Source organism: Pseudomonas sp. PDM01, from assembly GCF_014852325.1.
GTDB lineage: Bacteria > Pseudomonadota > Gammaproteobacteria > Pseudomonadales > Pseudomonadaceae > Aquipseudomonas > Aquipseudomonas migulae.
In genome coordinates this window covers 79,065-103,642 of sequence record NZ_JACVBK010000011.1, presented here as the reverse complement: position 1 = coordinate 103,642, position 24,578 = coordinate 79,065, and the positions used below count along the sequence as shown (strand labels likewise).

The 24,578-nt window shown below is 59.1% G+C and carries 16 protein-coding genes; 6 read left to right on the top strand and 10 right to left on the bottom strand.

Annotated elements, in window-relative coordinates:
- Positions 1–9: 9 nt before the first annotated feature.
- Entirely contained in the window at positions 10–771 is a 762-nt protein-coding gene (locus IB246_RS25205; protein WP_008040915.1) for a TenA family transcriptional regulator, read from the bottom strand.
- Positions 772–849: 78 nt separating this feature from the next.
- The gene (locus IB246_RS25200; RefSeq protein ID WP_008040916.1) at positions 850–3,309 is read right to left on the bottom strand and encodes an EAL domain-containing protein; all 2,460 of its coding nucleotides are present in this window, start codon (positions 3,307–3,309) and stop codon (positions 850–852) included.
- A 290-nt stretch (positions 3,310–3,599) separates the two neighbouring features.
- Between IB246_RS25200 and IB246_RS25195 the strand changes: the two genes are divergently transcribed.
- Positions 3,600–8,261 (top strand): deaminase domain-containing protein, encoded by a 4,662-nt coding sequence (locus IB246_RS25195; protein ID WP_008040918.1) that lies wholly within the window; start codon positions 3,600–3,602, stop codon positions 8,259–8,261.
- Positions 8,262–8,275: 14 nt separating this feature from the next.
- Here the strand turns inward: IB246_RS25195 and IB246_RS25190 are convergent, their stop codons facing one another.
- The 5 genes from IB246_RS25190 to IB246_RS25170 form a co-directional block, all read right to left on the bottom strand.
- Complete coding sequence (locus tag IB246_RS25190; RefSeq protein WP_008040921.1) at positions 8,276–10,093, bottom strand: ABC transporter ATP-binding protein; 1,818 nt, start codon at positions 10,091–10,093, stop codon at positions 8,276–8,278.
- Positions 10,086–10,724, bottom strand: coding sequence for a DsbA family protein (locus tag IB246_RS25185; protein ID WP_008035678.1), 639 nt, complete (start codon positions 10,722–10,724; stop codon positions 10,086–10,088). The genes IB246_RS25190 and IB246_RS25185 overlap by 8 nt, the downstream gene beginning before the upstream one ends.
- A gap of 3 nt (positions 10,725–10,727) precedes the next feature.
- Positions 10,728–11,669, bottom strand: a complete 942-nt coding sequence (locus tag IB246_RS25180) for a rhodanese-related sulfurtransferase (RefSeq protein ID WP_008035679.1) — start codon at positions 11,667–11,669, stop codon at positions 10,728–10,730.
- Between the two features lie 184 nt (positions 11,670–11,853).
- Complete coding sequence (locus tag IB246_RS25175; protein ID WP_008035680.1) at positions 11,854–12,150, bottom strand: BolA family protein; 297 nt, start codon at positions 12,148–12,150, stop codon at positions 11,854–11,856.
- A gap of 12 nt (positions 12,151–12,162) precedes the next feature.
- Entirely contained in the window at positions 12,163–12,693 is a 531-nt protein-coding gene (locus IB246_RS25170) for a DUF2059 domain-containing protein (RefSeq protein WP_008035681.1), read from the bottom strand.
- Between the two features lie 192 nt (positions 12,694–12,885).
- Between IB246_RS25170 and IB246_RS25165 the strand changes: the two genes are divergently transcribed.
- Entirely contained in the window at positions 12,886–14,280 is a 1,395-nt protein-coding gene (locus tag IB246_RS25165) for a class II fumarate hydratase (protein WP_032829261.1), read from the top strand.
- A gap of 131 nt (positions 14,281–14,411) precedes the next feature.
- Here IB246_RS25165 and IB246_RS25160 read toward each other — a convergent pair whose 3' ends face one another.
- Positions 14,412–15,371 carry a DMT family transporter gene (locus IB246_RS25160; RefSeq protein WP_008040922.1) on the bottom strand — a complete coding sequence of 320 codons (960 nt, stop codon included), beginning with the start codon at positions 15,369–15,371 and terminating at the stop codon, positions 14,412–14,414.
- Between the two features lie 210 nt (positions 15,372–15,581).
- Between IB246_RS25160 and IB246_RS25155 the strand changes: the two genes are divergently transcribed.
- Positions 15,582–15,776: a DUF6316 family protein gene (locus IB246_RS25155; protein ID WP_008040923.1), complete on the top strand. Its 195-nt coding sequence runs from the start codon at positions 15,582–15,584 to the stop codon at positions 15,774–15,776.
- A 126-nt stretch (positions 15,777–15,902) separates the two neighbouring features.
- On the opposite strand, the gene IB246_RS25150 is transcribed toward IB246_RS25155, so the two are convergent.
- Both IB246_RS25150 and pap read right to left on the bottom strand, forming a co-directional pair.
- Complete coding sequence (locus tag IB246_RS25150; protein ID WP_008040924.1) at positions 15,903–17,087, bottom strand: thiolase family protein; 1,185 nt, start codon at positions 17,085–17,087, stop codon at positions 15,903–15,905.
- A gap of 101 nt (positions 17,088–17,188) precedes the next feature.
- A complete protein-coding gene (gene pap / locus IB246_RS25145) occupies positions 17,189–18,712 on the bottom strand; it encodes a polyphosphate:AMP phosphotransferase (RefSeq protein WP_008040927.1) in 1,524 nt (507 codons plus the stop codon).
- 160 nt (positions 18,713–18,872) lie between these two features.
- On the opposite strand from pap, the gene mnmC reads away from it, so the two are divergent.
- From mnmC to ngg, 3 genes are all read left to right on the top strand, one after another.
- Entirely contained in the window at positions 18,873–20,852 is a 1,980-nt protein-coding gene (gene mnmC, locus IB246_RS25140; protein ID WP_008040928.1) for a bifunctional tRNA (5-methylaminomethyl-2-thiouridine)(34)-methyltransferase MnmD/FAD-dependent 5-carboxymethylaminomethyl-2-thiouridine(34) oxidoreductase MnmC, read from the top strand.
- 176 nt (positions 20,853–21,028) lie between these two features.
- Entirely contained in the window at positions 21,029–22,801 is a 1,773-nt protein-coding gene (locus tag IB246_RS25135) for an N-acetylglutaminylglutamine amidotransferase (protein WP_008040929.1), read from the top strand.
- Between the two features lie 3 nt (positions 22,802–22,804).
- Positions 22,805–24,553, top strand: a complete 1,749-nt coding sequence (gene ngg / locus IB246_RS25130) for an N-acetylglutaminylglutamine synthetase (protein ID WP_008040930.1) — start codon at positions 22,805–22,807, stop codon at positions 24,551–24,553.
- Positions 24,554–24,578: the final 25 nt, after the last annotated feature.

Here is a 24,578-nt window from a genome sequence, read left to right as displayed (position 1 = left end):
TCCAACCGATCAGCTTTCGGCCAATGCCATGCGCCCACGCGCGACCGGAGCCTTTTCCACATGCTCAAGCTGGATGCACCGTTCCAGGAACAGGTACATGTAGTCGTAGCTTTTGCACACGGCCTCGCGCAATTGGGCCTGCAGTGACTTGCTCGGGTTCAGCCCCGCCAGCGTGCAGATGATTTCCAGCGCTTCCCACGGATGGGCATCATCGTACTGGGCATGCATCTTCAGCCACTTCATGGCTCGCTTGCGATCCTCTTCGGGGAACGATGCCGCGTAGACGCCATTGGAACAGACCAGCGCCGACCACTCGCCGGTCGCGCCTTCAATGGCGTAGTTGGTGGCGGCAATGGCAACGATCAGCGAGTCCGCCGAACTGGTGTGCCAGCACCAATGACTCAAGGCGTGAAGTTCAGGGGCCACCTTTTGCGCCTGCAGTTCTTCCAGGCTGACACCGTGAGCACGGCTCCAGTGCACCCAGTAATCGGCATGGTTCAATTCCACACGAATGTTGCGCATCAACCATCGTCGCGCCATGTCCTCGCCGGGATGGCGGGCAAAACGGGTCTTGGTGAGGTTCTGTGCCATATACAACGCGAATTGCTCAACCACGGGCCAACCACCAATAAGGTAGTTGCGCATGGTCTTTGCGCTGAGTTTGTTATCTCGCATGCGCCTGTACAATTCGTGTTCGACAACCCGGCGTTTACTCTCGCTGCAGTCCTGGATCAGTTGCTGAGCCCAGGCGGGATAACTTGCAGCTTCCATGAGGGGTCCGGTTCTGTTGAATGTATCGATCACTGTCGGGTTCCTTTTGATTGTGATTGTAAGGATCAGCAAGAGATTTCAACGGAACGTGCCAGGCGCCTTGAACAACAACGGCTGAGGCCTGGCAGGACGACTTTGTAAACTATCGCAGGTAAACAAATGCGGGCGCTCAATCACATACCCTTGAGCGTAATCCACCCCGATTTCCAGCAATGCCTGTTCAATCTGGGGTGTTTCAACAAACTCGGCAATCGTACGCTTACCCATTACATGGCCGATGTGATTGATCACTTCGACCATGGCGCGGTTAATCGGGTCGTCCAGCATATCCTTTACGAAACTCCCGTCGATCTTCAGGAAGTCTACAGGCAAATGTTTCAAGTAGGCGAATGAGGACATACCGGCGCAAAAGTCATCCAACGAAAAGTGGCAACCTAAGCCTTTGAGTTCATTAATAAATCTAATTGCACTTCCAAGATTGGAAATAGCGCTGGTTTCAGTAATTTCAAAACAAATCATTTCAGGCGGTATGGAATAAGTAATGAACTGTTGACGCAGGAAGTCCAGGAACGCCTCATCTCCTATAGTTGTGCCTGACAGATTAATCGCACACATCGCCAACGGCCCTTTGTGTTTCTCCGATATACATTGGGCAATGATCTTGAAAACATTCTGTACAACCCAACGATCAAGCGAAGTCATCAACCCATAACGTTCCGCCGCCGGAATAAAACTGTCGGGCAATATCATGCGCCCGGCTTCGTCATGCAGGCGCAACAGGATTTCGATATGCCCGCCGCCTGTTTCGACATGACCCAAGGCTGCGATTTCCTGGGCATACAGACAAAAGCGGTCCTCTTCCAGCGCCATGTGCAAGCGCTGCACCCAAGCCATTTCGCCAAAGCGCAGGGACAATTCCGAGTCATCGGCGTGATAGACCTGAACCCGGTTGCGGCCCTTTTCCTTGGCCATGTAACAGGCCATATCGGCGGCGCGCAGCGACGTTTCGAGGGTGGTCGGGTGCTGATTGATGTGTACCAGGCCGATGCTCACGGTGGTCACGAACGGCCGGCCTTTCCAGACGAAGTGCAGGTTCTGCACGGTCTGGCGCAGGCCCTCGGCGATTTTCTCCGCGGCTTCCGGTGCGCAACTCTCCAGCAGGATGCCGAATTCGTCGCCGCCCAGGCGGGCCAGGGTATCGCCTTCGCGCAAGCCCGATTGCAGCAACGCGCAGATGTGCCGCAACAACTCGTCCCCCGCCGCGTGGCCGCACGTGTCGTTGACCAGCTTGAACTGGTCCAGATCGAGAAACATCAAGGCATGACGCCCCGGATGTCGCGTCAGGTTGTGCAGCACCTGTTCCAGGCGATATTCGAATTCGCGGCGATTGGCCAGCCCGGTCAGGGCGTCATGGGTCGCCTGCCAGGACAAATTGGCAATGTATTGCCGCTCCTGGGTCATGTCGTGCAACACCAGCACGGTGCCGCTGACCTTGCCGGCATTGCGGATCGGCGCACCGACCAGTGTGACCGAAACCGTGCTGCCATCCAGCCGTTGAATCAATTTGGAATGCTCGCTGCCACCACTGAGCTGACCGCTCAGGATGTGCTCGATCAACGTAAAGCCGTCGGCCTGGGCATTCTCGTCCAGCAGATTGAACAGCGCGGCCAGGGGCAAGCCTGTCGCCTGCTCGGCCTTCCAGTGCGTCAACGCCTCGGCGGCCGGGTTCATGTAGGCAATCGCGCCGTCGACATTGGTGGTGATCACAGCATCGCCAATCGATTGCAGGGTGATCTGCGCGCGCTCCTTCTCCAACTGCAAGGCGTCGGCGAACGCATGGCGCTGCTTGAGCAATTTGTGCGTGCGCATCAGGGCCAGGACAATCAAGCCCAGGGCGGTGGCGAGGTTCGTCAACAGCAGCAGGCGCAGAATCACCCGCGAGCCTTCACCCAAGGCATCGCTGAAGGCCTTCGCCGCCGGCGTCACTTCATCGTTGATCGCAAATATCTGATCTTTCCAGCGCTGGATATCGCCATTGGTGGCCTGACGGGAGGTGATGCGCTGATGCATTTCCCGAGCAACATTATCAAGGCGCAGCAGATACGCATCCCCTACCGTCCAGAGGTCGATGGCTTTCTCAAGGTAAGAGAAGTGGCGGAAATTGAGGTACAGCCAGATCAGGCTGGAGACGTCATCCGGATGGTTGCCCCCCTTGAGGATCGCCTGGCGTGCCGCTTCGATGTTCGGTGGTTGATTGTCCAGCGCCAAACGTAACTCGTGGCCCCCCTGAGGCACGGCGATGGCGTTCTGGTATTTGAGGAATATCGTCTCGTCGCGACTGTCCGCGTAGAGATTCAGGTAATAGATGGCGTCTTTCTGGCCCTTGGACCAGAGGCTTTCGCCGGCAACATAGCCGCGCACCGCCGACAAAACATACAGGCTGAAACCGCCCAACAGCGCCTGAAATAGCACGACAGCGATAAATGGCCAGACAATGCCCAGCAACCGTGGCGTTCCGAGAGTCCGCGTTTGATTCATGAGGTCCCTTGTTTTAGCACTGCCAGATCATCATCCAACGTGATCGCTACAGCTAGACTAGGGTGCGTTCTCGATCCCGGCAAGCGAGAAGCCCTTTCTATGGGCAAGTGCCGGTAAATAACGGTTTTCAGTGAGAGGCGGACACACCTCGCGACACAGTTCCTGGAGAAAAGCCGCCATCACCTAACTATGTACCGCTCTCTCCTGTTTGTTTTCGCTTGAAATCGGCCAACGACGCCATCGCACCAGAGCGATGCGCAGATCAACCGATAATCAAGAGAAGCAATTACATGCAATCGAACACTTCAAACCCACCGTCACCCTCCGAGGCTGAGTTACATGCAGGCCAACTGGAGGAGTACGAACTTCTGCTCGCGGCCTTGCGCGAAACACCGGTAAACATTCTATGGCCCGTCTTGCCACTAAAACCTTATTCACCACTCACCAAGGTGAGCGCAGATGGATTAAAAGCGTTGTGGCAAGTGCTGCGCGATCGGGATTACATCGATATGTGCACAAAACTTGAAATAAAGCACGGCGATCTGTCCGTTGCGTTCAAGGAGGGCAAGTATGTCTATCAGGCCTGGAAGAACACAGGACATAAAGTCACGCTGGAGTTGACCGAGCACGCCAAATGGCAGCCGCTGAAACTGCGGATTGAGCGGGCAGCAGCATTACTGGGCGGAGTGTTGAATTCAAACCGCACCATTGGCTTAGAAAGAATGTGCGTCTTTTACGGTATTGCATTGACGTCGAGAGACCCGCAAATAGTTCAGGTCACGATAAAGGTCGTTCAGGACAGGATCGCCGCCCATCGTTTGAGACTGGAGGACGAGTTTGAAGCCCTTGATCTGAAGTCCCCTCCCACAGAAAAGGACCTGGAAACGTTCGCGACTATCCAACAAGCATTTCCTGGCACTCCAGTCGATACGCAGTTACTCCATAGCGGCCAGGTCCGCGGCGAAATAGTCGATGCGGTTAATCAATTTTTGCCGGAGAGCGTTACTTCACCGCTGACTTACCTTGCCAAGGACATTCTTCCTACCGCAACGATTGAACAAGTACGCGCAATGCCGAGTGTGTATCTCGAAAAAATCCTGCAGCGCGCGGAGGCTCAAAGGCTTGGAAACACATTACTGACAACAATGAATTGGTATGGTGGCACAACCGGTGAAGAGACTTCGCCTTACATCCGCACCAGACTGATAGCCAATGCGCTGCAGTATTGGCTTTGTGCACAGACCCTGGATTCCAGCGATTTGATCGCCGGGTACAACTGGCGAAGTCGTTCGAACTGGGGAAAGAGCTACCAGGCAATCCGCGAGGCATTTGAATCCCATTTACTCACGTCAAAACTGGCATCGTCGGAAAAAGAGGCAGTGGTCATTTCGCGATTGTTTTTGTCCCGGTTCCCATTTGAGTTTCGTGTCCGGGACATTCCGGCAGATCTTGCTTACCGGAGCACGGTTGTCTGGGTCAACTTCCTCAACGGAGTCAATTTCGTCAAATCCGCCGCCCCCGAATTGCTGGACAGACTGAGCTTCCAGCAGTTGGTCAACTTGCCCATGCACAGGGCCGAAGTGGCAACCACGGAAGAATTGAACCTCCTCAGTCTCACCAGGCTGCTTCCGACCCTGGATTGGGCTGTCACCCAGGGTTTCGTTTCGCAAAAAGACCTCAAGGATTACACGCAAGCCGACATCGAACGAGCCTGCTCCGAACTGGAAAAACACTCGAACGAGGTCAATCAAGCGGTTATCCGAATCAATGAAGAGCCACCCAAACGGCTGGCCATCGCCAAGGCTGAAATACAAACGCTGTTCGGAAGCGAAGCCTTCAATACCGATGGACGCAAACTGGCCAGGCATGACGAGTTGGCTTCGATCGGCTTTCGCGACCCGCCGCCACTCAGGGGTAAGGAATACAAGTACTACTCGTTCACCGATGTCTTGGCGTCCGGCATGTTCGACGATCAGAAAAAATGGTTTGTGACTGAGGCTGACGGCGAGACCTTGAGCAAACAATGGATCAGGATGGACAAGGATCGGTATGTCAAAACCGAAGCGCCATGGCCTGTTCCCGGCATCAACTGGGAAGGCCGCCTTCGGCCAGTCCTGTCACCGTTTACCAAAATCCCCGATGTCCCTGCGCTGTTTGACGATGCGTTCAAGCTGCATCTGGAAACGATCACGACAGCCTACCAGACATTGATCAGAACGCTGTTAACCTCACTCCCCTATGCCGACCGCCTGGCGCTGGAGGTGGGTGAAGTCAAGATTTACAGCCTGCGCAAAGAAACCCGCAAAGTCGCCGCCAAAGACGAAACGCCCGAAATTACGTTGCCGCTCAGAGCGCGCAACGGCGTAATCCTGCAAGCGACTCAAACAAACGAGCCCATCGGGGACGAAGCCGCCGTTTCCGTCAGCACTTTTTACGAACTTCTCCCGAAAGCCGGGGTAATACGTCGCCTCGAAAATTTTGATGCGACATTGTTGATTCCCCGGATCGGGGCGATGGCAACCACCTCCAATGGGGCCTATGTCGATGTCATCCGCGACAGGCATTTACCCTTCGACTGGGATGCGCATTCGAACGGCACCCTGCCCAAGGCAACGGCCTTCTGCGAGGCCATCATCGATCAGCTGCCACCAGCCTTCAGCACAAGTTCCGAGATCACGGAGCATCATCAACGCGCCCCATTGACCCTGTCGTCCAGCCGCTCACTGGCGATCAGCCGACACATTGCGACCGAACTCCTGTTTGTTGACCCGCAAGCGTTGCGTACCTTTGCGAAGGGTCAGACCAGGTTTGAACTCGAAGAAGCTCAACGTAGAAAGATATTCAAGATCGCCAAGTTGTTTGTACCGTTCTGGGGCCCTGTCGAAGACGTGATGTCAGGCGATAAGAATCGCATCGCCCTGGGAATAGTCGGCCTGTTTTTCGATGTAATTTCGTTCGTGATCCCCATTGGCAAATTCGCCACGGGTTCGATCAGACTGATCAGTAACGCGGGCCAACTAGCCACACGCGCAACGCTCCCTTCATTTTCAACGCTGACAAAAACGCTGCTGGTATCGACACTGCGAGCGTTGAATCCGCTTGAGATTATTCCCGCGCTGCTCAAAGGCTTGGGCAAATCGGTGCGATACATTTATAAAACCGTCACGTTCGAATTTAACGAACTCGTGGGGAAAATCCGCTACTACGAGTACGTGCGCAGCTTGCCTCAGTTGAGTGATGCCGGACGCTGGAAGCCTGCAACGCTGGGAGATCAGCTAGCCAGCATCAAAGGCATAGATGATGTGCCAATTCACAACATCGGCACCTCTGGCAAGACCGACTTGCGCCTGATCGATCCATTGTCCTCCAAGCCCTATGGCCCGTCGTTGACCACCCGCGCCAGTGACTTCTCTCCCGGGCAATCGCACTACAGCACCCTGGAAAGCCGCAACCAGCAATCGGTTGTGGAGCTAGCCAAGACACGCCACGTACGAGAAGTGCTTGAAGTGGACGGCCGAACCACGCTGTTCATCGATGACGTGCCGTACCGGCTGGAGGGTGACACGCTACGCCGTGCAGACTTGATTGACGCGAGTGATTCGCTGAAGTCGATACCTTGCCGACCGAGACGCGCCCCGGGAGCAGATGTGTGCACGACTCGCTATGTGAAGCGAGACCCGGCCCCGACACCCGCGGTTGGCACCTTCGATGAAACCAAGGGATGGGCCACCTGGTTTGGCGACAGCATTTACACACCAGGCACTGCGGGCGCCCCCCTGACGAAGGTTTCGTTGGCCACTCACACAACACTCGACGCGACGATGGAATTCCGCAAAGGCATTTACGGGCGTGTCAAAGTCAACGTGACCGAAAAAGGTGTGACCGATACCTTCCACTCCGGAGCCGTCATCGTGGACTCCGTAGACGGTTCGAAACGGTATGTTTTCACACGTCTTGATGCGGGGGATTTTTACGTTGCCGAACTGGCAAAAGGGCAAAGCCTGCGTAACGCACTGACTTTCAAGCAAGCGTCAACCTTGCCCGCCGAACTGCGGCGCGAGTTGATGGTGGTGTACACCGGCTCGTTGAATGCCAACAACATGGCGAGGATTTACGGTGTGACTCTCGTTGAGCGCGCCATGAGAGCGATGGACAACATCGCCATACCTATCGGCGGCCATGCCAATCCGCCCGATACACTCAGGCTGATCAAGGTCGATACCAGCCCCGGCGAGGCCGTGCTGTTCGATCACTCGACCCGAATGATCGTCAGGCACTCCACCGATGGCGCAACGACCTGGTCAGCGTCCAGGAATGCTCCGGAAAGTGTCCGTGAAACGACAGCGCAAGTATTCAATACACTGTTTCAGAGAACCGTTATCACCCTGGAATCGTCGGTTCGGGATGGGCCCAAGGCGTTGAGAATCGATGGCGTCATGTTGGAACTACAGCAACGCATCAGCGCCATTCATAACAGTGAATTGGGCAAACTGCGCAATGTTGCATTCGCTGAAATCAAGACAAGACAGGGCATTCGGGAGGTTTATGTCAGCGTTTCCGGCAGACAGGGTGACACCGCTTACCTGCCATTGTTTGAGAGAAACAGAGGCTCGAAAGAGGTGATCGACGAAGGTACGAGTTACTTCAACATCGATCACGGTGCCAACTTCCCGCAGACATCGCTGAACGTCTCCGCTTCTGGCAAGTTGCGAGCGATTCCGCACACGATCGACAACATCGAGACGTATACGCCCGCACTCACCCAACGCCCTACTTCACTGGACACCGAGAGCAAACTCATCAGCGTCATACGCCAGAAATATCCGAACTCTCAGGAGCTTGAGTCCATCACGATAGCCACGACCATGGCGCCTTGCGATTCGTGTTCAATCGTCATGAAGCAATTCGGTTATGACGGCAGTCCGGAGGTGTTGAACGTGATCTGGAAGTAGCCGCGCAGCACTGATCAGTGCTGCTGCAAATGCCCGTACAGCTTGGCGTACAAACCACCCTCGGCAATCAGTTGCTGATGGTCGCCATCCTCGGCAATTTGCCCGCCGTCGAATACCAGCACCCGGTCGGCCTGCTTCACGGCGGACAATCGGTGCGCAATGATCAGCGTGGTGCGGTGGCTCAGGAACCGCGCCAGTGCCTGGTGCAGGTTGTATTCGGTGGCGGCATCCAGCGCTGAAGTGGCCTCGTCGAGGATCACCACTTTCGGTTCGGCCAGCACCATCCGTGCAATCGCCAGGCGCTGGCGCTGACCACCTGACAAGCGCACGCCGGAACGCCCGACGATACTGTCCAGGCCGTTGGGCAATTCCCGAACCGTGTTGTGCAGCTGCGCAATTTCCAGCGCCTGCCAGCAGGCTTCGTCACTGCGCTCACGGCCCATGGTCAGGTTGGCGCGGATGGTGTCGTTGAACAGCGCCGGGTGTTGCAGGACCACCGCAACGTTTTCACGCACCGTTTCCAGGCCGATGTCCTGCTGGGTCGAACCGCCGAAGCGAATGGTTCCGGCCAGGGGCGTGTAAAGGCCCAGCAGCAATTGCACCAACGTACTTTTGCCGCCGCCGCTGGCGCCGACAATCGCGACTTTTTCACCGGGAGCGATGGACAGGTTCATCTGGTTCAACACCAGTTCGTCACCGTAACCGAAACTCAATCCCTGGACTTCGATACCCACGGTTTCGCGACCGTTGAACGGATCGACCCCGCCCGGGTACTCAGGCTCATCGGCCCTTGCCAACAACTCATTGATTCGGGACAGCGCACCACCGGCGGCGTAGTAGGCGTATTGCAGATTCAGCAGCTGTTCCACCGGACCGATCATGAACCACAAGTAACTGAACACCGCGAGCATCTGGCCGATGGACAGGTCGGAAAACAACACGGTGAGCATCGCCGCGGCGCGGAAAATATCGATACCGAACTGGAACAGCAAACCGCTGGCCCGGTTCGAGGCATCGGTTTTCCACTGGGAGTTCACCGCGTAATCGCGCACTTCCCGCGCACGTTGGCCGAGGCGCCCGAGGAAAAAACCCTGACGGTTGCCGGCGCGCACTTCCTGGATGGCATCGAGGGTTTCGGTCAACGCTTGAGTGAATCGCGAGGTGCTGTCGTTCTCGAGTTTCTTCAGGTGCTTGACCCGCTTGCCCAGCAGCACCGTGGCATAGATAACCAGCGGGTTGAACAGCATGATCAGCAGCGCCAGCTTCCAGTGCATCCAGATCAGGATGCTCGCGGTGCCGATCAGGGTCAGCATGGCCACGAGGAAACGGCTGAGGGTTTCGCCGACGAATTTGTCCACCGTGTCCAGGTCAGTAACCAGGTGCGTGGTCACCGTGCCGCTGCCCAGGCTTTCGTATTCACCCAGCGAGATGCGCTTGAGGCGCTCGATCAGCCGCAGGCGGATGCGGTACACGATGTCTTTGGCCAGTGCCGCGAACAACTTGGCCTGCACCACGTTGAACAACAAGGCACCGCAGCGCAGCAACAAGGTCACCAGCAGCATCAGGCCGATGTACCCCGCCGCTTTCTGCCAGCCTTCGGGCAGTGCGTGGTTCATGACTTTCAGCGCGGCGTCGCCATGGCCCAGCAGCACTTCGTCCACCAGCAAGGGCAAGAGCAAGGGAATCGGCACGCTGCACAACGTCGCCAGCACGGCCACGCCGTTGGCGATCCACAGGGATTTCTTGTGATGCAGGGCCAAGCGGCGGATTTCCGCCCAGCTCAGACGGTCGACACGTGCAGCGGTTGGGGCGTCGTCGGGCAGATCATGCACAGGCAGCGCGCTCCAGCCAGCGGCCGAGCAGCGGTGACAATACGCTGAGAGGCTGATAGCCATTGGTCAACAACGCCAATTGACCATCACGCTCTGCCAGCAAGGTGGGGAAACCGGCGATGCCGAGGTCCTGCACCCAAGTGAAATCGGCCGCGGTCGCGGCATGTTGATCGGCGCGGTCGAACGCGGCAGCGAATTCGATGCGCGGCAAACCGGCCTGCTCCGCCAGTTCCACCAGCACACTGGCGTGGGTGACATCGCGCCCTTCTGCGTAAAACGCATGCTGGATCAGACCGAGCAGTTTCCACGCGCAATCCGGCGCCAGGCTGCGTGCGGTCACCAACGCCCTACAGGCCGGCTCGGTGTCGTACACAAAACCGTCGGGCAATGCGCCTTCGATCTTGAACGGTTGACCGGTGGCCTCGGTGACCGCCTGCCAATGTTCAAGAATGTAGCGCCGGGTGGTCGGCTCCAGCGCCGAACCACTGCCGGTGCGCAAACCGCCCACAATCAAATGCACGTCCACACCCGCCGCCTGCGCCTGCTCGACCAACGCATTGGCCACCGGCGCAAAGCCCCAGCACCAGGAACACATCGGGTCCATCACATAGAGCAGGCGGCGTGCAGACATGGTTCAAGCCTCGGAAGGGGTTTGCTTGTAGTTGTAGCCGATCGGGTGCGGCATGTTGCGAGCCTTGGCCAGTTCGATCTGCTTCTGCCGATCGATGGCACTGCGACGGGTCTTCTCGCTCAGCTTATCCCAGCAATGCGGGCAGCTGATGCCGGCCACATAGTGCTCGGACGCGCGGTCTTCAACACTAACCGGTGTACGACAGGCGTGACATTGATCGTAGTCACCTTCACTGAGGTCATGACGAACGGTCACGCGGTTATCGAACACGAAGCAGTCGCCCTGCCACTTGGTTTCTTCCTGCGGCACCTCTTCGAGGTACTTCAGAATGCCGCCCTTGAGGTGGTAGACCTCATCGAAACCCTGGCTGAGCATGTAGCTCGAAGCCTTTTCACAACGGATGCCGCCGGTGCAGAACATCGCGACTTTCTTGTGCACGGCCGGGTCGAAGTTGGCTTTGATGTAGTCGGGGAATTCGCGAAAACTGGTGGTTTTCGGATCGATGGCGCCTTCGAAGGTGCCGATCGAGACTTCGTAATCGTTGCGGGTGTCGATCAACAGTACTTCCGGATCGCTGATCAGCGCGTTCCAGTTCTCTGGATCAACGTAGGTGCCGACCTTTTTGTTCGGGTCCACGCCTTCGACGCCGAGGGTGACGATTTCTTTCTTGAGTTTGACTTTGGTGCGATAGAACGGCTGATCATCGCAGTACGACTCTTTGTGGTCGATGTCGTCCATGCGCGGGTCGTTCTTGAGCCAGGCCATCAGCCCGTCGATGCCTTCACGGCTGCCGGACACGGTGCCGTTGATGCCTTCTTCGGCGATCAGCAGCGTGCCTTTGATGCCGTTGTCGACCATGGCCTGCAGCAGCGGCTCGCGCAGGTCGACGTAGTTTTCCAGGGTGACGAACTTATACAGTGCCGCCACGACAATCTGTTGTGTCATGGGTGATTCTCCAGGTGGCTACCCTCGTAAGGGGTGAACCGGATGCGAAAAAAAACGCGCCGGGTAAGCGGCGCGTTGCGGATTCTAGCAAAAATAAACGCTCCTCTGTAGGAGCCGGCTTGCCGGCGATGGCAATCTCGAGGACGCCATCGCCGGCGAGCCGGCTCCTACAAGGGGCGGGACATCAATGCGAGCCGCCAGCACAGGTCGGCGAGGCCGGAGCCGTGTCGATCTGTGCCCATTCCTCAGGCGTGTAGGTATGCAGCGCCAACGCATGGAACTCGCCCATCAGCTCGCCGAGCGTGCCGTAGACTTTCTGGTGACGCTTGACGCGGTTGAGCCCTTCGAACTGCTGGCTGACTACCACGGCCTTGTAATGGGTCTGCAACCCACGACTGTGCATATGGCTTTCATCCAGCACTTGCAGGTGCTCGGGCTGTAACAGCCCCAGCGTCGATTCGATGCGTTGTTGCATGGTCATACCGAACTCCGCTTAAGGCTTTTTCTTGGCAGCAGGTGCAGCGGCGTTAGCCTTAGGGTCCAGCTCGTTGGTCATGTCAGCCAACAGCTTGTTGACCACTGGCACGGCGCTTTCGAGCTTGGCCTGGGTCATCTGGGCCGATTGCTGGGTCAGCTGTGGCATTTTTTCCAGGACTTTCTTGCCCAGTGGCGACTGGTAGAACGCGACCAGGTCTTTCAGCTCGGATTCGCTGAAGTTGGAGGTGTACAGCTTGACCATGTCCGGCTTCAGCTTGTTCCAGCCAATGGCTTGGTCCAGAGCGGCGTTGGCTTTGGCCTGGTAGGTTTCCAGCAAGGCTTTTTTCGATTCAGGGGCTTTGGTCTGTTCAAAGCGCTGAGCGAACATTTGCTGCACTTGCATGTACACCGGAGTGCCCAATTTGTCAGCGTGCGCCAGGGTCAGGAAAGCTTCGGCACTGGCGTTGTGGCTGGCGGTATCGGCAAAAACAGGGCCGCTGGCGCAAACCAGTGCAACCGCGGTACAGATGGCACGAAGACGAGTCATCGAGTTTCCTTTTCTAGCAGGCGAGGTAAAACCCCAAGGGCGTCCATTCTGCGCCTAAAAAAGTGTGTCGCTCAACCCCAAGCCTTGTCGTGCCTGAATTAGAGGGGTTGAATGGTCAAAATACTGACCGATGGAACCACGGCCGGCGATCACGGCCTAAACTGCGCTATCAGACTGACAGGAGTGTGCATGATGAGCCGTATCGAAACCGACAGCCTTGGCCAGGTGGAAGTGCCGGATGAGGCCTACTGGGGCGCTCAGACGCAACGCTCGCTGATTAACTTCGCCATCGGCAACGAGCGCATGCCGCTGGCGGTGCTGCATGGGCTGGCGCTGATCAAGAAAGCCGCGGCGCGGGTCAATGACCGCAACGGCGATCTGCCCGCCGACATCGCCCGGCTGATCGAACAGGCCGCCGACGAAGTGCTCGACGGCAAACACGACGACCAGTTCCCGCTGGTGGTCTGGCAGACCGGCAGCGGCACCCAGAGCAACATGAACGTCAACGAAGTGATCGCCGGGCGCGCCAACGAACTGGCCGGCAACCCGCGCGGCGGCAAGGTGCCGGTGCACCCCAACGATCACGTCAACCGCTCGCAGAGCTCCAACGACTGCTTCCCCACCGCGATGCACATCGCCGCCGCGCAGGCGGTGCAGAACCATTTGCTGCCGGCGATCAGCGAACTGTCGGGCGGTCTGGCCGAGCTGTCCGCGCGACACATGAAGCTGGTGAAGACCGGCCGCACCCACATGATGGATGCGACGCCGATCACCTTCGGCCAGGAACTCTCGGCTTACATCGCGCAACTGGATTACGCCGAACGGGCGATCCGCAGCGCCCTGCCCGATGTGTGTGAACTGGCCCAGGGCGGCACCGCCGTCGGCACCGGGCTGAATTCGCCGCACGGTTTTGGCGAAGCGATTGCCTCAGAGCTGGCTGCGCTCTCCGGCCTGCCGTTTGTCACCGCACCGAACAAATTCGCCGCATTGGCGGGCCATGAACCGCTGACCACATTGTCCGGCGCGCTGAAAACCCTCGCCGTGACCCTGATGAAAATCGCCAACGACCTGCGCTTGCTGGGTTCCGGGCCACGTGCCGGTTTCGCCGAAGTGAAATTGCCGGCCAACGAACCCGGCAGTTCGATCATGCCCGGCAAGGTCAACCCGACTCAGTGCGAAGCCCTGTCGATGCTCGCATGCCAGGTGTTGGGCAACGACGTGGCCATCGGCTTCGCCGCGAGTCAGGGGCATCTGCAACTGAACGTGTTCAAACCGGTAATCATCCACAACCTGCTGCAATCGATCCGTTTGCTGGGCGATGGCTGCAGCAACTTCCAGCAGCATTGCATCGCCGGCCTGGAACCGGATGCCGAGAAAATGGCTGAGCATCTGGAGCGTGGGTTGATGCTGGTGACGGCGCTGAACCCGCATATCGGTTACGACAAATCGGCGGAAATTGCCAAGAAGGCCTATGCCGAAGGGCTGACGTTGCGGGAGGCGGCGTTGCAGTTGGGGTATCTGACCGATGAACAGTTTGATGCGTGGGTGCGGCCGGAGAATATGCTGGAGGCTGGGGCCAAGGGTTAAATTTTTCAGCGCCTGACAGTCCGTCATCGCGAGCAAGCCTCGCTCCTACAAGGTTTGTGTCGATCACTATATCTGTGAACGACACAAAACCTGTAGGAGCGAGGCTGGCCCGCGAAGAACGATAACGCGGTCTAACTGGCCGCCATCCGAACCTTCCGCGCCTTGAGCCCCGCAATCAACGAAGGCCCCAACGCCACCAGCGCCGACCCCAGCACCACCAGCACCGCCCCGCCATACCCCAGGCCATTGATCGTTTCGGCATGCACATACTCCGGCCACAACCAGGCCGCCATGGCCACCGCCGCGAACGTCACCAACGGCGTGATCGCCAGCGTCGCACTCACCCGCGAGGCTTCCCAGTGCGCCAGCGCTTCGGCAAATGCACCATACGCAATCAGGGTATTCATGCAGCAGGCCAGCAACAGCCAGCCTTGCAGCGGATTCAGTTGCAGCGCTTCCAGCGGGTGCACCCACGGGGTCAGCAACAACCCGCAGAACAGGTAAATCACCATCATCACCTGCAACGAATTCCACACCGTCAGCAACTGCTTCTGCCCAAGCGCATAGAACGTCCAGACCGTGGACGCCAACAACACCAGCAGCACACCCGCCGTGTAGTCGCTCAGCGAGGTGAACAACTCAACCAGACGCTGGTTGAAAAACAGTCCGAAACCGATCAGCAACACCAGCAGGCCAATCCCCTGCCCCACGCTGAAGCGTTCCTTGAACACAAACAGGCTGGCGATCAGCAACATGATCGGGCCCATCTGCACCACCAATTGCGCCGTGCCAGGGCTGAGCAGATTCAAGCCCATCAAGTACAGGACGTAGTTGCCCACCAGACCGAGCACCGCCATCACCACCAGCCAGCCACCGCGCGGGCCGAGCACTTTGCGGCTCGGCAGGCGTCGGGTCGCTGCCAGGTAAATGAACAGGCAGCCGCCGGACACCATCAGGCGAAACCAGGTCACCGTGACCGGGTCCATCACCAGCAGCACTTGCTTGAGCTTGATCGGCAGGATTCCCCACAAAAACGCAGTCAACAAGGCCAGGAACAAACCATAAACCCAGCGACCCGATGAAATGTGCATGCGTACCTCAAAGCCAGATGGCAAGAGCCGTCATTCTAGGCTCAGCGGTGCCTGGTACACAGGGACAGTTGGCTGCCGGACGCAAATGAAACTGTGCGGGTCGCAGCAATAAATTGGCGATGTGCCGCTGATCGGCTGGCCAGGCGTTGCAAGTGGTTCATGCATAAGCTCATTGGATCCGCCAACAGCAGCCCCCTTCAGGTGACCGCCATGTACGGCATGCGCGCCCAGGACAACGCCCCCGCCGTGCACTTTCGCAGTGACCGGATGTGCCGGGTGAATGGAGAGTTGTATTTCAGTACCCGGGAAAACACCCTGGAGGGGCCGTTTGAAAACCCGGAGGCGGCTGCGCGGGAGATTGCGGCTTACATCGCGCGGATGCAGCTTTTGAGCGCCTGTCGTTAGACCGAGGCGCCTTCATCGCGAGCAGGCTCGCTCCCACAGTGGATCAATGTCGCACACCTGATCCCTGTGGGAGCGAGACCGGCTTGCCGGCGATGGCGATGTAATAATCACCACAAACTTTAAGGTTTACCGCACCGCTTCAAACAACCCGGTCGCGCCCATCCCGCCACCCACGCACATGGTGACGATGCCGTAGCGCAAATTACGTCGCTGCAATTCCCGCACAAGATGCCCTACCTGACGCGACCCGGTCATGCCGAACGGGTGACCGATGGAAATCGAGCCGCCATTGACGTTGTACTTCTCGTTATCGATCCCCAGCCGGTTGCGGCTGTATAGGCATTGCGAGGCGAACGCTTCGTTGAGTTCCCACAGGTCAATGTCGGCCACCTGCAAACCCTTGGCCTTGAGCAGCTTCGGCACCGAAAACACCGGGCCGATGCCCATTTCATCCGGTTCGCAGCCCGCCACGGTGAAACCACGGAAGAACGCCTTCGGCTTCAACCCCAGTTCCAGCGCTTTCTCCAGGCTCATCACCAGGGTCATGGACGCACCGTCGGACAGCTGCGACGAGTTGCCCGCCGTCACCGAACCGTCTTCGGCAAACACCGGCTTCAACCCCGCCAGACTTTCCAGGGTCGTGTCCGGACGGTTGCAGTCGTCGCGGTCAACGACGCCATCGAGAATCTGCACCAGCCCGGTGGCCTTGTCTTCAACGCGATACTTCACCGCCATTGGCACGATTTCGTCGTCGAACAACCCGGCGGCCTGCGCCTGAGCGGTGCGCTGCTGACTTTGCAGGGCGTACAGATCCTGTTCTTCGCGGCTGACGTTGTAACGACGCGCAACGATTTCGGCGGTCTGGCCCATGGGGAAGTAGATACCCGGCACCTGTTCTTTCAGCAGCGGGTTGATCAGGTTGTCGGTGTTGACGCTTTTCATGGTCAGGCTGATGGATTCGACACCACCGGCGACGATGATGTCGCTGCAGCCCGAAGCGATCTGGTTAGCAGCGATGGCAATCGCCTGCAAGCCCGATGAGCAGAAACGGTTGAGGGTCATGCCGGCGGTGCCGGTGCCCAGGCGCGACAGCACCGCGACGTTGCGACCGATGTTGTAGCCCTGGGCGCCTTCGTTGGAGCCGGCGCCGACGATGCAATCCTCGACGCTGGCCGGGTCGATGCCCGAGCGCGCCAGCAGTGCATTGACGCAGTGGGCCGCCATGTCGTCCGGACGGGTCTGGTTGAACTTGCCGCGAAAGGACTTGGCCAGGCCGGTCCGCACGCTGTCGACGATCACCACTTCACGCATGGCATACCTCATTATTGTTGTCGGTTGAGAGTGGATCGAGCATAAGTCCAGCCGTGACCGGTCGCGACAATCATTCACCCCGCGTATGCGTCACCATCGGCTCAAGTCTTGGGCTTTTTCAGTTTCTTTTCATGCTTGTCGGACTTTTCGAACGCCGCTTCCAGCGCCTGGTTGAGCGTGCGCAAAACCTTGACCCGGGCCCAGCGCTTGTCGTTGGCTTCCACCAGCGTCCAGGGGGAAATTTCGGTGCTGGTACGGTCGACCATGTCGCCGACCGCGCCGCGATAGGCCTCCCACTTATCCCGATTGCGCCAGTCGTCTTCGGTGATTTTGAAGCGCTTGAAGGGGATCTGTTCGCGCTCTTCGAAGCGCTCCAGTTGCGTCTGTTTGTCGATGGCCAGCCAGAACTTGACCACGATCACTCCGGCATCGGCGATCTGCTCTTCGAAGTCGTTGATTTCACCGTAGGCGCGTAGCCAGTCGGCCGGGCTGCAAAAGCCTTCGATACGCTCCACCAGCACCCGGCCATACCAGGAACGGTCGAACACGGTGAATTTGGCCCGTGCCGGAATATGTCGCCAGAATCGCCACAGGTACGGATGCGCCCGCTCTTCTTCAGTGGGTGCAGCAATCGGCACGATGCTGTATTGCCGAGGATCGAGCGCGGCGGCCACCCGGCGGATCGCCCCGCCCTTGCCGGCCGCGTCGTTGCCTTCGAACACGGCGATCAAGGCGTGCCGGCGCATGCGTTTGTCACGCATCAAGCCGGAAAAACGCGCCTGCTCGGTGATCAGTTGCTCTTCGTAGTCTTCCTTTTCCAGGTGTTGGTTCAGGTCGAGGCTGTCGAGCAGGTTCACCAGATCGACACTGCTGGCCAATGGCGCGGCGCTGACTTTATCCGGGTGAATCTTCGGCCTTTTCAACGCGCCTTGCAGGCCTTCAAGCAGAATCTTGCCGACCGCCAGGCTCCGATAGCGCGGGTCCATCCCGGCGATCACGTGCCACGGCGCATAGTCGCGGCTGGTGCGGCGCAGAATGCGCTCGCCATACTTGACGAACTTGTCGTAAGTCTCCGATTGCTGCCAGTCCAGCGGGCTGATGCGCCAGCTGTGCAGCGGGTCGTCGGCCAGGGCCTTGAGGCGGTCCTTCATTTGCTTCTTGGAAAGGTGGAACCAGAACTTGAAGATCAACGCGCCTTCGTCGCACAACATCTTTTCCAGGCGTTCGGCACCGTTGATGCTCTGATCGAACCGGGGTTCCTTGATCACGCCATGAACCCGGGCCTGCAACATCTGGCTGTACCAGTTACCAAAGAAGATGCCCATGCGGCCCTTGGCCGGAAGCATCCGCCAGTAGCGCCAGGCCGGTGGTCGCGCCAGTTCTTCGTCGGTCTGCTGATCGAACGTGCGGACCTCGATCAGGCGCGGGTCCATCCACTCGTTGAGCAACTTCACGGTCTCGCCCTTGCCGGCGCCTTCGATGCCGTTGATCAAAATGATCACCGGAAAGCGTTTTTGCTGCTGAAGTTCGAACTGCGCCTCGAGCAACGCTTCACGCAGCGCCGGCACTTCGGCTTCATAGGTTTCTTTGTCGATGACGTGACCGATTTCAGCAGATTCGAACATGGGGCGGCTCCTTCCAGGATTGAACAAGACTAGCGGATTGACCTCCCCTGCGTGGGAGAAATCCCATTTTCACTGCCTGGCCCGATCCGGACGTTGCCATGGATCAAGCAGCGACTCGGCGATCGGCTAGAATGGTCGCCTTGCCGTTGCCGAGCCTGCCATGAAACCTGTACTGCCCCACGCCCAGCTCGACTGGGACGACCAAGGTCTCCCGCGCTCGCGGGTGTTCGATGATGTGTATTTTTCCAACCTGTCCGGGCTGGACGAAACCCGTTACGTCTTCCTCGAACAGAACGCGCTGCGTGAACGTTTTGCGGCGTTGCCGGTGGACGGGAAACTGGTGATTGGCGAGACCGGTTTTGGTACCGGGTTGAATTTCCTGTGCGCCTGGCAGCTGTTCGAGCAGCACGCGGTGGCCGGTGCGCGGTTGCATTTTGTCAGTGTCGAAAAGTACCCGCTGAGCCTGCCCGACCTGCAGCGGGCGCTGGCCTTGTGGCCGGAACTCAAGCCGTTTGCCGATCAACTGTTGGCGCAATACGTGGCGATCCATCAAGGTTTCCAGCGCCTGATCCTGGACCACGGACGCATCACACTGACGCTGCTGATCGGCGATGCGCTGGAACAGTTGCCACAGCTGGACGCGCAGATCGATGCCTGGTTTCTCGACGGTTTCGCCCCGGCGAAAAACCCCGACATGTGGACCGCCGAACTGTTTGTCGAGCTGGCCCGACTCGCGGCGCCCGGCTCGACGATCAGCACCTTCACCAGCACCGGTTGGGTACGTCGTCTGTTGAATGCCGCAGGCTTCAAGATGAAACGCACGCCCGGCATCGGCCACAAATGGGAAATCCTGCGCGGGGTGTTTCTCGGTTGGCCTGAGGAGGTCACGAAGCCCGTCATGGCAAAACCGTGGTTTGCGCGTCCGGCCCCCCTGACCGGCGAACGTCGGGCCCTGGTGATTGGCGCCGGCCTCGCCGGTTGCGCGACAGCCGCCAGCCTCGCGGCGCGGGGTTGGCAAGTCAGTCTGCTGGAGCGTCACGGCGCACTGGCGCAGGAAGCCTCGGGCAATCCTCAAGGGGTTTTGTACCTCAAGCTTTCCGCCCATGGCACCGCATTATCGCAATTGATCGTCAGCGGCTTCGGCCACACCCGCCGCTTGCTTGAGCAGTTGCATCGAGGTCTCGACTGGGACGATTGCGGCGTGCTGCAACTGGCCTTCAATGCCAAGGAAGCGGAGCGTCAGGCGCAATTGGCCGCAGCGTTTCCCGAGGACTTGCTGCACACGCTCGATCAAGCGCAGGCCGAAATCCGCGCCGGCATCGCGCTGCAATCGGGTGGCCTGTTCTACCCCGAAGGCGGTTGGGTGCACCCGCCCGCCCTGTGCCAATGGCAAGCGGCGCACCCGAACATACAGATCTTGCCCCATCACGATGTGCTGGAGTTGCGCCGAGCGCACGGACACTGGCAAGCCCTGGATGGCGAAACCGTGCTGGCCGATGCCCCGGTAGTGATACTGGCCGGCGCTGCCGAGATCAAGCGCTTCACTTACAGCAGCGAGCTGCCGCTCAAACGCATTCGTGGGCAAATCACTCGCCTGCCACAGACGACTGAAAGCCAGGCACTGGGCACCGTCGTCTGCGCCGAAGGTTATGTCGCGCCAGCTCGTTTGGGTGAACACACCCTGGGCGCCAGTTTTGATTTCAACTCCGATGACCTGACCCCGACCGCCGCCGAACATGCAGGCAATCTGCAAATGCTCGAAGAAATCTCGGTAGATCTGGTCGCTCGACTCGGCGCAAATGCATTGCAGCCTGATGCACTTGAAGGCCGTGCAGCGTTTCGCTGCACCAGCCCGGATTATTTGCCGATTGTCGGCCCACTGGCCGACGGCCAGGCGTTCGCCGATGCCTACAGCGCCTTGAGCAAGGATGCCCGGCAAACCCCGGACATCCCTTGCCCATGGCTGGACGGTTTGTATGTCAACAGCGGCCACGGTTCCCGAGGGTTGATCACCGCGCCGTTGTCAGGCGAATTGCTCGCTGCGTGGCTGGATAACGAACCGCTGCCATTACCAAGAGCCGTGGCCGAGGCGTGTCATCCGAACCGCTTCGCCTTGCGCCGATTGATTCGAGGCAAATGAGGCACCTGGTTGCCGGGCATACGAGGTTTTGTACTTAAAGCCTTGGCACGCACCCAGCACCTTTATTACTTATCGATCTAAAACTCCCACGATCCCACCGGGTCAGTTTCTGAGTACCTGCCTTTTGGGCGCGGTATCGATTGACCCTCCCCAACGGAAAAACCGGTAAGGACTTTATGTGCGGATTAGCTGGCGAGTTACGCTTTGATCATCAACCTGCAGACCTTGCAGCCATTGAACGAATCACTCATCACCTGGCGCCTCGCGGCCCCGACGCGTGGGGCTTTCACAGCCAGGGGCCGATTGCCCTTGGTCATCGTCGCCTGAAAATCATGGACCTGTCCGACGGCTCGGCGCAGCCGATGGTCGACCCTCAACTGGGCCTGTCCCTGGCCTTCAACGGCGCGATCTACAACTTCCCCGAACTGCGTACCGAACTTGAATCCCTCGGCTACGCCTTCTATTCCGACGGCGACACCGAAGTGCTGCTCAAGGGCTACCACGCCTGGGGCGAAGCGCTGTTGCCCAAGCTCAACGGCATGTTTGCCTTCGCTATCTGGGAGCGTGACGCCAAGCGCCTGTTCATCGCCCGTGACCGTCTCGGCGTGAAGCCGCTGTACCTGTCGCGCACCGGCCAGCGCCTGCGCTTTGCTTCTGCGCTGCCGGCATTGCTCAAGGGTGGCGACATCAACCCGATCCTCGATCCGGTGGCGCTCAATCATTACCTGAACTTCCACGCGGTGGTCCCGGCGCCGCGCACCTTGCTGGCCGGCATCGAAAAGCTGCCGCCCGCCACCTGGATGCGCATCGAAGCGGACGGCACCACCGAGCAGAAAACCTGGTGGACCCTGCCCTACGGCCCACACGAGGATGAGAAAAATCTGACCCTCGAAGACTGGCGCGACCGCGTACTCGACAGCACCCGCGATGCGGTGGCGATTCGTCAACGGGCAGCGGTGGACGTCGGCGTGTTGCTGTCGGGCGGTGTCGATTCGAGCATGCTCGTCGGTCTGTTGCGGGAGGTCGGCGTGGAAAACCTATCGACCTTCTCCATCGGTTTCCAGGATGCCGGCGGCGAGCGCGGTGACGAGTTCCAGTATTCGGACCTGATCGCCAGGCATTACGGCACGCAGCACCACCAATTGCGCATCGACGAACAAGAGATCATCGAGCAACTGCCCGCCGCCTTCCGCGCGATGAGCGAGCCGATGGTCAGCCATGACTGCATCGCGTTCTATCTGTTGTCCCGCGAAGTGGCCAAGCATTGCAAAGTGGTGCAAAGCGGCCAGGGGGCGGACGAATTGTTCGCCGGGTATCACTGGTATCCGCAGGTCGATGGTGCGGCCGATCCGTACGCGGCGTACCGCGATGCGTTTTTCGATCGCAGCTACGAGGATTACGCCGCCACCGTACAGCCGAAATGGCTGACCGCGAATGACGCCGCCGGCGACTTCGTGAAGGAACATTTCGCACAGCCTGGTGCCGATGCGGCGGTGGACAAAGCCTTGCGTCTGGACAGCACGGTGATGCTGGTGGATGACCCGATCAAACGCGTCGACAACATGACCATGGCCTGGGGCCTGGAAGCGCGCACGCCGTTTCTCGACTATCGCCTGGTGGAATTGTCAGCCCGGGTGCCGGGCAAATTCAAACTGCCGGACGGCGGCAAGCAAGTGCTGAAAGAAGCGGCGCGACTGGTGATTCCGAGCGAAGTCATCGACCGTAAAAAGGGTTACTTCCCGGTGCCGGGTCTCAAGCATTTGCAGGGCGACACGCTGAACTGGGTGCGCGAATTGCTGCTGGACCCGAGCCAGGATCGTGGCCTGTTCAACCCGGCGATGCTCGACCGTTTGCTGACCGATCCACAAGGCCAGTTGACCCCGTTGCGCGGCTCGAAGCTGTGGCAATTGGCGGCGCTGAACCTGTGGCTCAGTGAACAAGGAATCTGATCAATGAAACCTCACGCCACGGCGTACAGCCAACGCTTGTTGCGCGGTCAGGCGCCCTCCTACGAACGCTTGCAGGCGCGTCTGGCTGAAGACGGCAGTGAACTCGGTACCGCGCCGATTGCCGTGCATTGCGGCTGGGGCCGGTTGTTGATCGGCCATACGTTCCCCGACCCGGCAAGCCTCGCCCAGGAGTTGCTCAATGAGCAACCGGGCGAACGGGACATCGCCCTCTATGTCGCCGCGCCCCAGCAAGTGCTGGGGCTGGAGCCGGCCCAGTTGTTTCTCGATCCGTCGGACACCTTGCGCTTGTGGTTCAGCGATTACCGGCAGGCGACCCGTGTGTTCCGCGGCTTTCGCATTCGTCGTGCGCAAGGCGATGCCGACTGGCAGGCGATCAATCAGTTGTATCAGGCGCGTGGCATGTTGCCGATCGACGCCCGTCTGCTGACCCCGCGTCATCTGGGCGGCCCGGTGTACTGGCTGGCCGAGGACGAGGACAGCGGCGCGGTCATCGGCAGTGTCATGGGCCTCAATCATCACAAGGCGTTCAACGATCCGGAAAACGGCAGCAGCCTCTGGTGCCTGGCAGTCGATCCGCACTGTTCGCGGCCCGGCGTCGGTGAAGTGCTGGTACGGCATTTGATCGAACACTTCATGAGCCGTGGCTTGAGTTACCTGGACCTGTCCGTACTGCACGACAATCGCCAGGCGAAAAGTCTTTATGCCAAGCTCGGTTTTCGCAACCTGTCGACCTTTGCGATCAAGCGCAAGAACGGCATTAACCAACCGTTGTTTCTCGGCCCCGGTCCTGAGGCCGAGTTCACCCCCTACGCGCGGATCATCGTCGAGGAAGCCCATCGTCGTGGCATCGATGTGCAGGTCGATGATGCCGAGGCCGGGATGTTTACCCTCAGCCACGGCGGACGGCGAGTACGTTGCCGCGAGTCGCTGAGTGACCTGACCAGCGCCATCAGCATGAGCCTGTGCCAGGACAAAAGCCTGACGCACAAAGTGTTGAAGGCGGCCGGTCTGAATCTGCCGAGCCAGCAACTGGCGGGCAACGCCGATGACAACCTGGCGTTTCTCGACGAACACGAGCGGGTGGTGGTCAAGCCGCTGGATGGCGAACAGGGTCAAGGGGTGGCGGTGGATCTGCGGACCATCGAAGACGTCCAGCAAGCCATCGAATCAGCCCGTCAGTTCGACAGCCGCGTGCTGCTGGAAAGCTTTCACGAAGGCCTCGACCTGCGGATTCTGGTGATCGGGTTTGAGGTGGTGGCGGCGGCGATTCGCCGGCCGGCCGAAGTGGTGGGCGACGGGCAGCATTCCATCGGTGCGCTGATTGACGCCCAGAGTCGGCGTCGGCAAGCGGCTACCAGCGGTGAAAGCAAAATCCCGCTGGACCACGAGACCGAACGCACGTTGCAGGCAGCGGGTTACGACTACAGCAGCATTCTGCCGGCGGGTGAACATTTGTTCGTACGGCGTACGGCGAATCTTCATACCGGCGGTGTGCTTGAAGATGTCACGGCGATCCTGCATCCCACGCTGGCGGAGGCCGCCGTCCGCGCGGCGCGGGCGCTGGATATTCCGATGGTCGGGCTCGACCTGATGGTGCCGGCGGCGGATCAGGCGCAATACGTGTTTATCGAAGCCAATGAACGCGCCGGCCTGGCCAACCATGAGCCGCAGCCGACGGCCGAGCGGTTTGTGGATCTGTTGTTTCCGCATAGTCAGCCGGCGGTCTCTTAGTGATGTGGTGCCTGAACCGGCCCCT

Bases quoted from the DNA above. Each gene is read 5' to 3' on its own strand.
- IB246_RS25205 (WP_008040915.1), bottom strand. From the start codon at position 771: ATGGAAGCTGCAAGTTATCCCGCCTGGGCTCAGCAACTGATCCAGGAC.
- IB246_RS25200 (WP_008040916.1), bottom strand. From the start codon at position 3,309: ATGAATCAAACGCGGACTCTCGGAACGCCACGGTTGCTGGGCATTGTC.
- IB246_RS25195 (WP_008040918.1), top strand. From the start codon at position 3,600: ATGCAATCGAACACTTCAAACCCACCGTCACCCTCCGAGGCTGAGTTA.
- IB246_RS25185 (WP_008035678.1), bottom strand. From the start codon at position 10,724: ATGTCTGCACGCCGCCTGCTCTATGTGATGGACCCGATGTGTTCCTGG.
- IB246_RS25180 (WP_008035679.1), bottom strand. From the start codon at position 11,669: ATGACACAACAGATTGTCGTGGCGGCACTGTATAAGTTCGTCACCCTG.
- IB246_RS25175 (WP_008035680.1), bottom strand. From the start codon at position 12,150: ATGACCATGCAACAACGCATCGAATCGACGCTGGGGCTGTTACAGCCC.
- IB246_RS25170 (WP_008035681.1), bottom strand. From the start codon at position 12,693: ATGACTCGTCTTCGTGCCATCTGTACCGCGGTTGCACTGGTTTGCGCC.
- IB246_RS25165 (WP_032829261.1), top strand. From the start codon at position 12,886: ATGAGCCGTATCGAAACCGACAGCCTTGGCCAGGTGGAAGTGCCGGAT.
- IB246_RS25160 (WP_008040922.1), bottom strand. From the start codon at position 15,371: ATGCACATTTCATCGGGTCGCTGGGTTTATGGTTTGTTCCTGGCCTTG.
- IB246_RS25155 (WP_008040923.1), top strand. From the start codon at position 15,582: ATGTACGGCATGCGCGCCCAGGACAACGCCCCCGCCGTGCACTTTCGC.
- IB246_RS25150 (WP_008040924.1), bottom strand. From the start codon at position 17,087: ATGCGTGAAGTGGTGATCGTCGACAGCGTGCGGACCGGCCTGGCCAAG.
- pap (WP_008040927.1), bottom strand. From the start codon at position 18,712: ATGTTCGAATCTGCTGAAATCGGTCACGTCATCGACAAAGAAACCTAT.
- mnmC (WP_008040928.1), top strand. From the start codon at position 18,873: ATGAAACCTGTACTGCCCCACGCCCAGCTCGACTGGGACGACCAAGGT.
- IB246_RS25135 (WP_008040929.1), top strand. From the start codon at position 21,029: ATGTGCGGATTAGCTGGCGAGTTACGCTTTGATCATCAACCTGCAGAC.
- ngg (WP_008040930.1), top strand. From the start codon at position 22,805: ATGAAACCTCACGCCACGGCGTACAGCCAACGCTTGTTGCGCGGTCAG.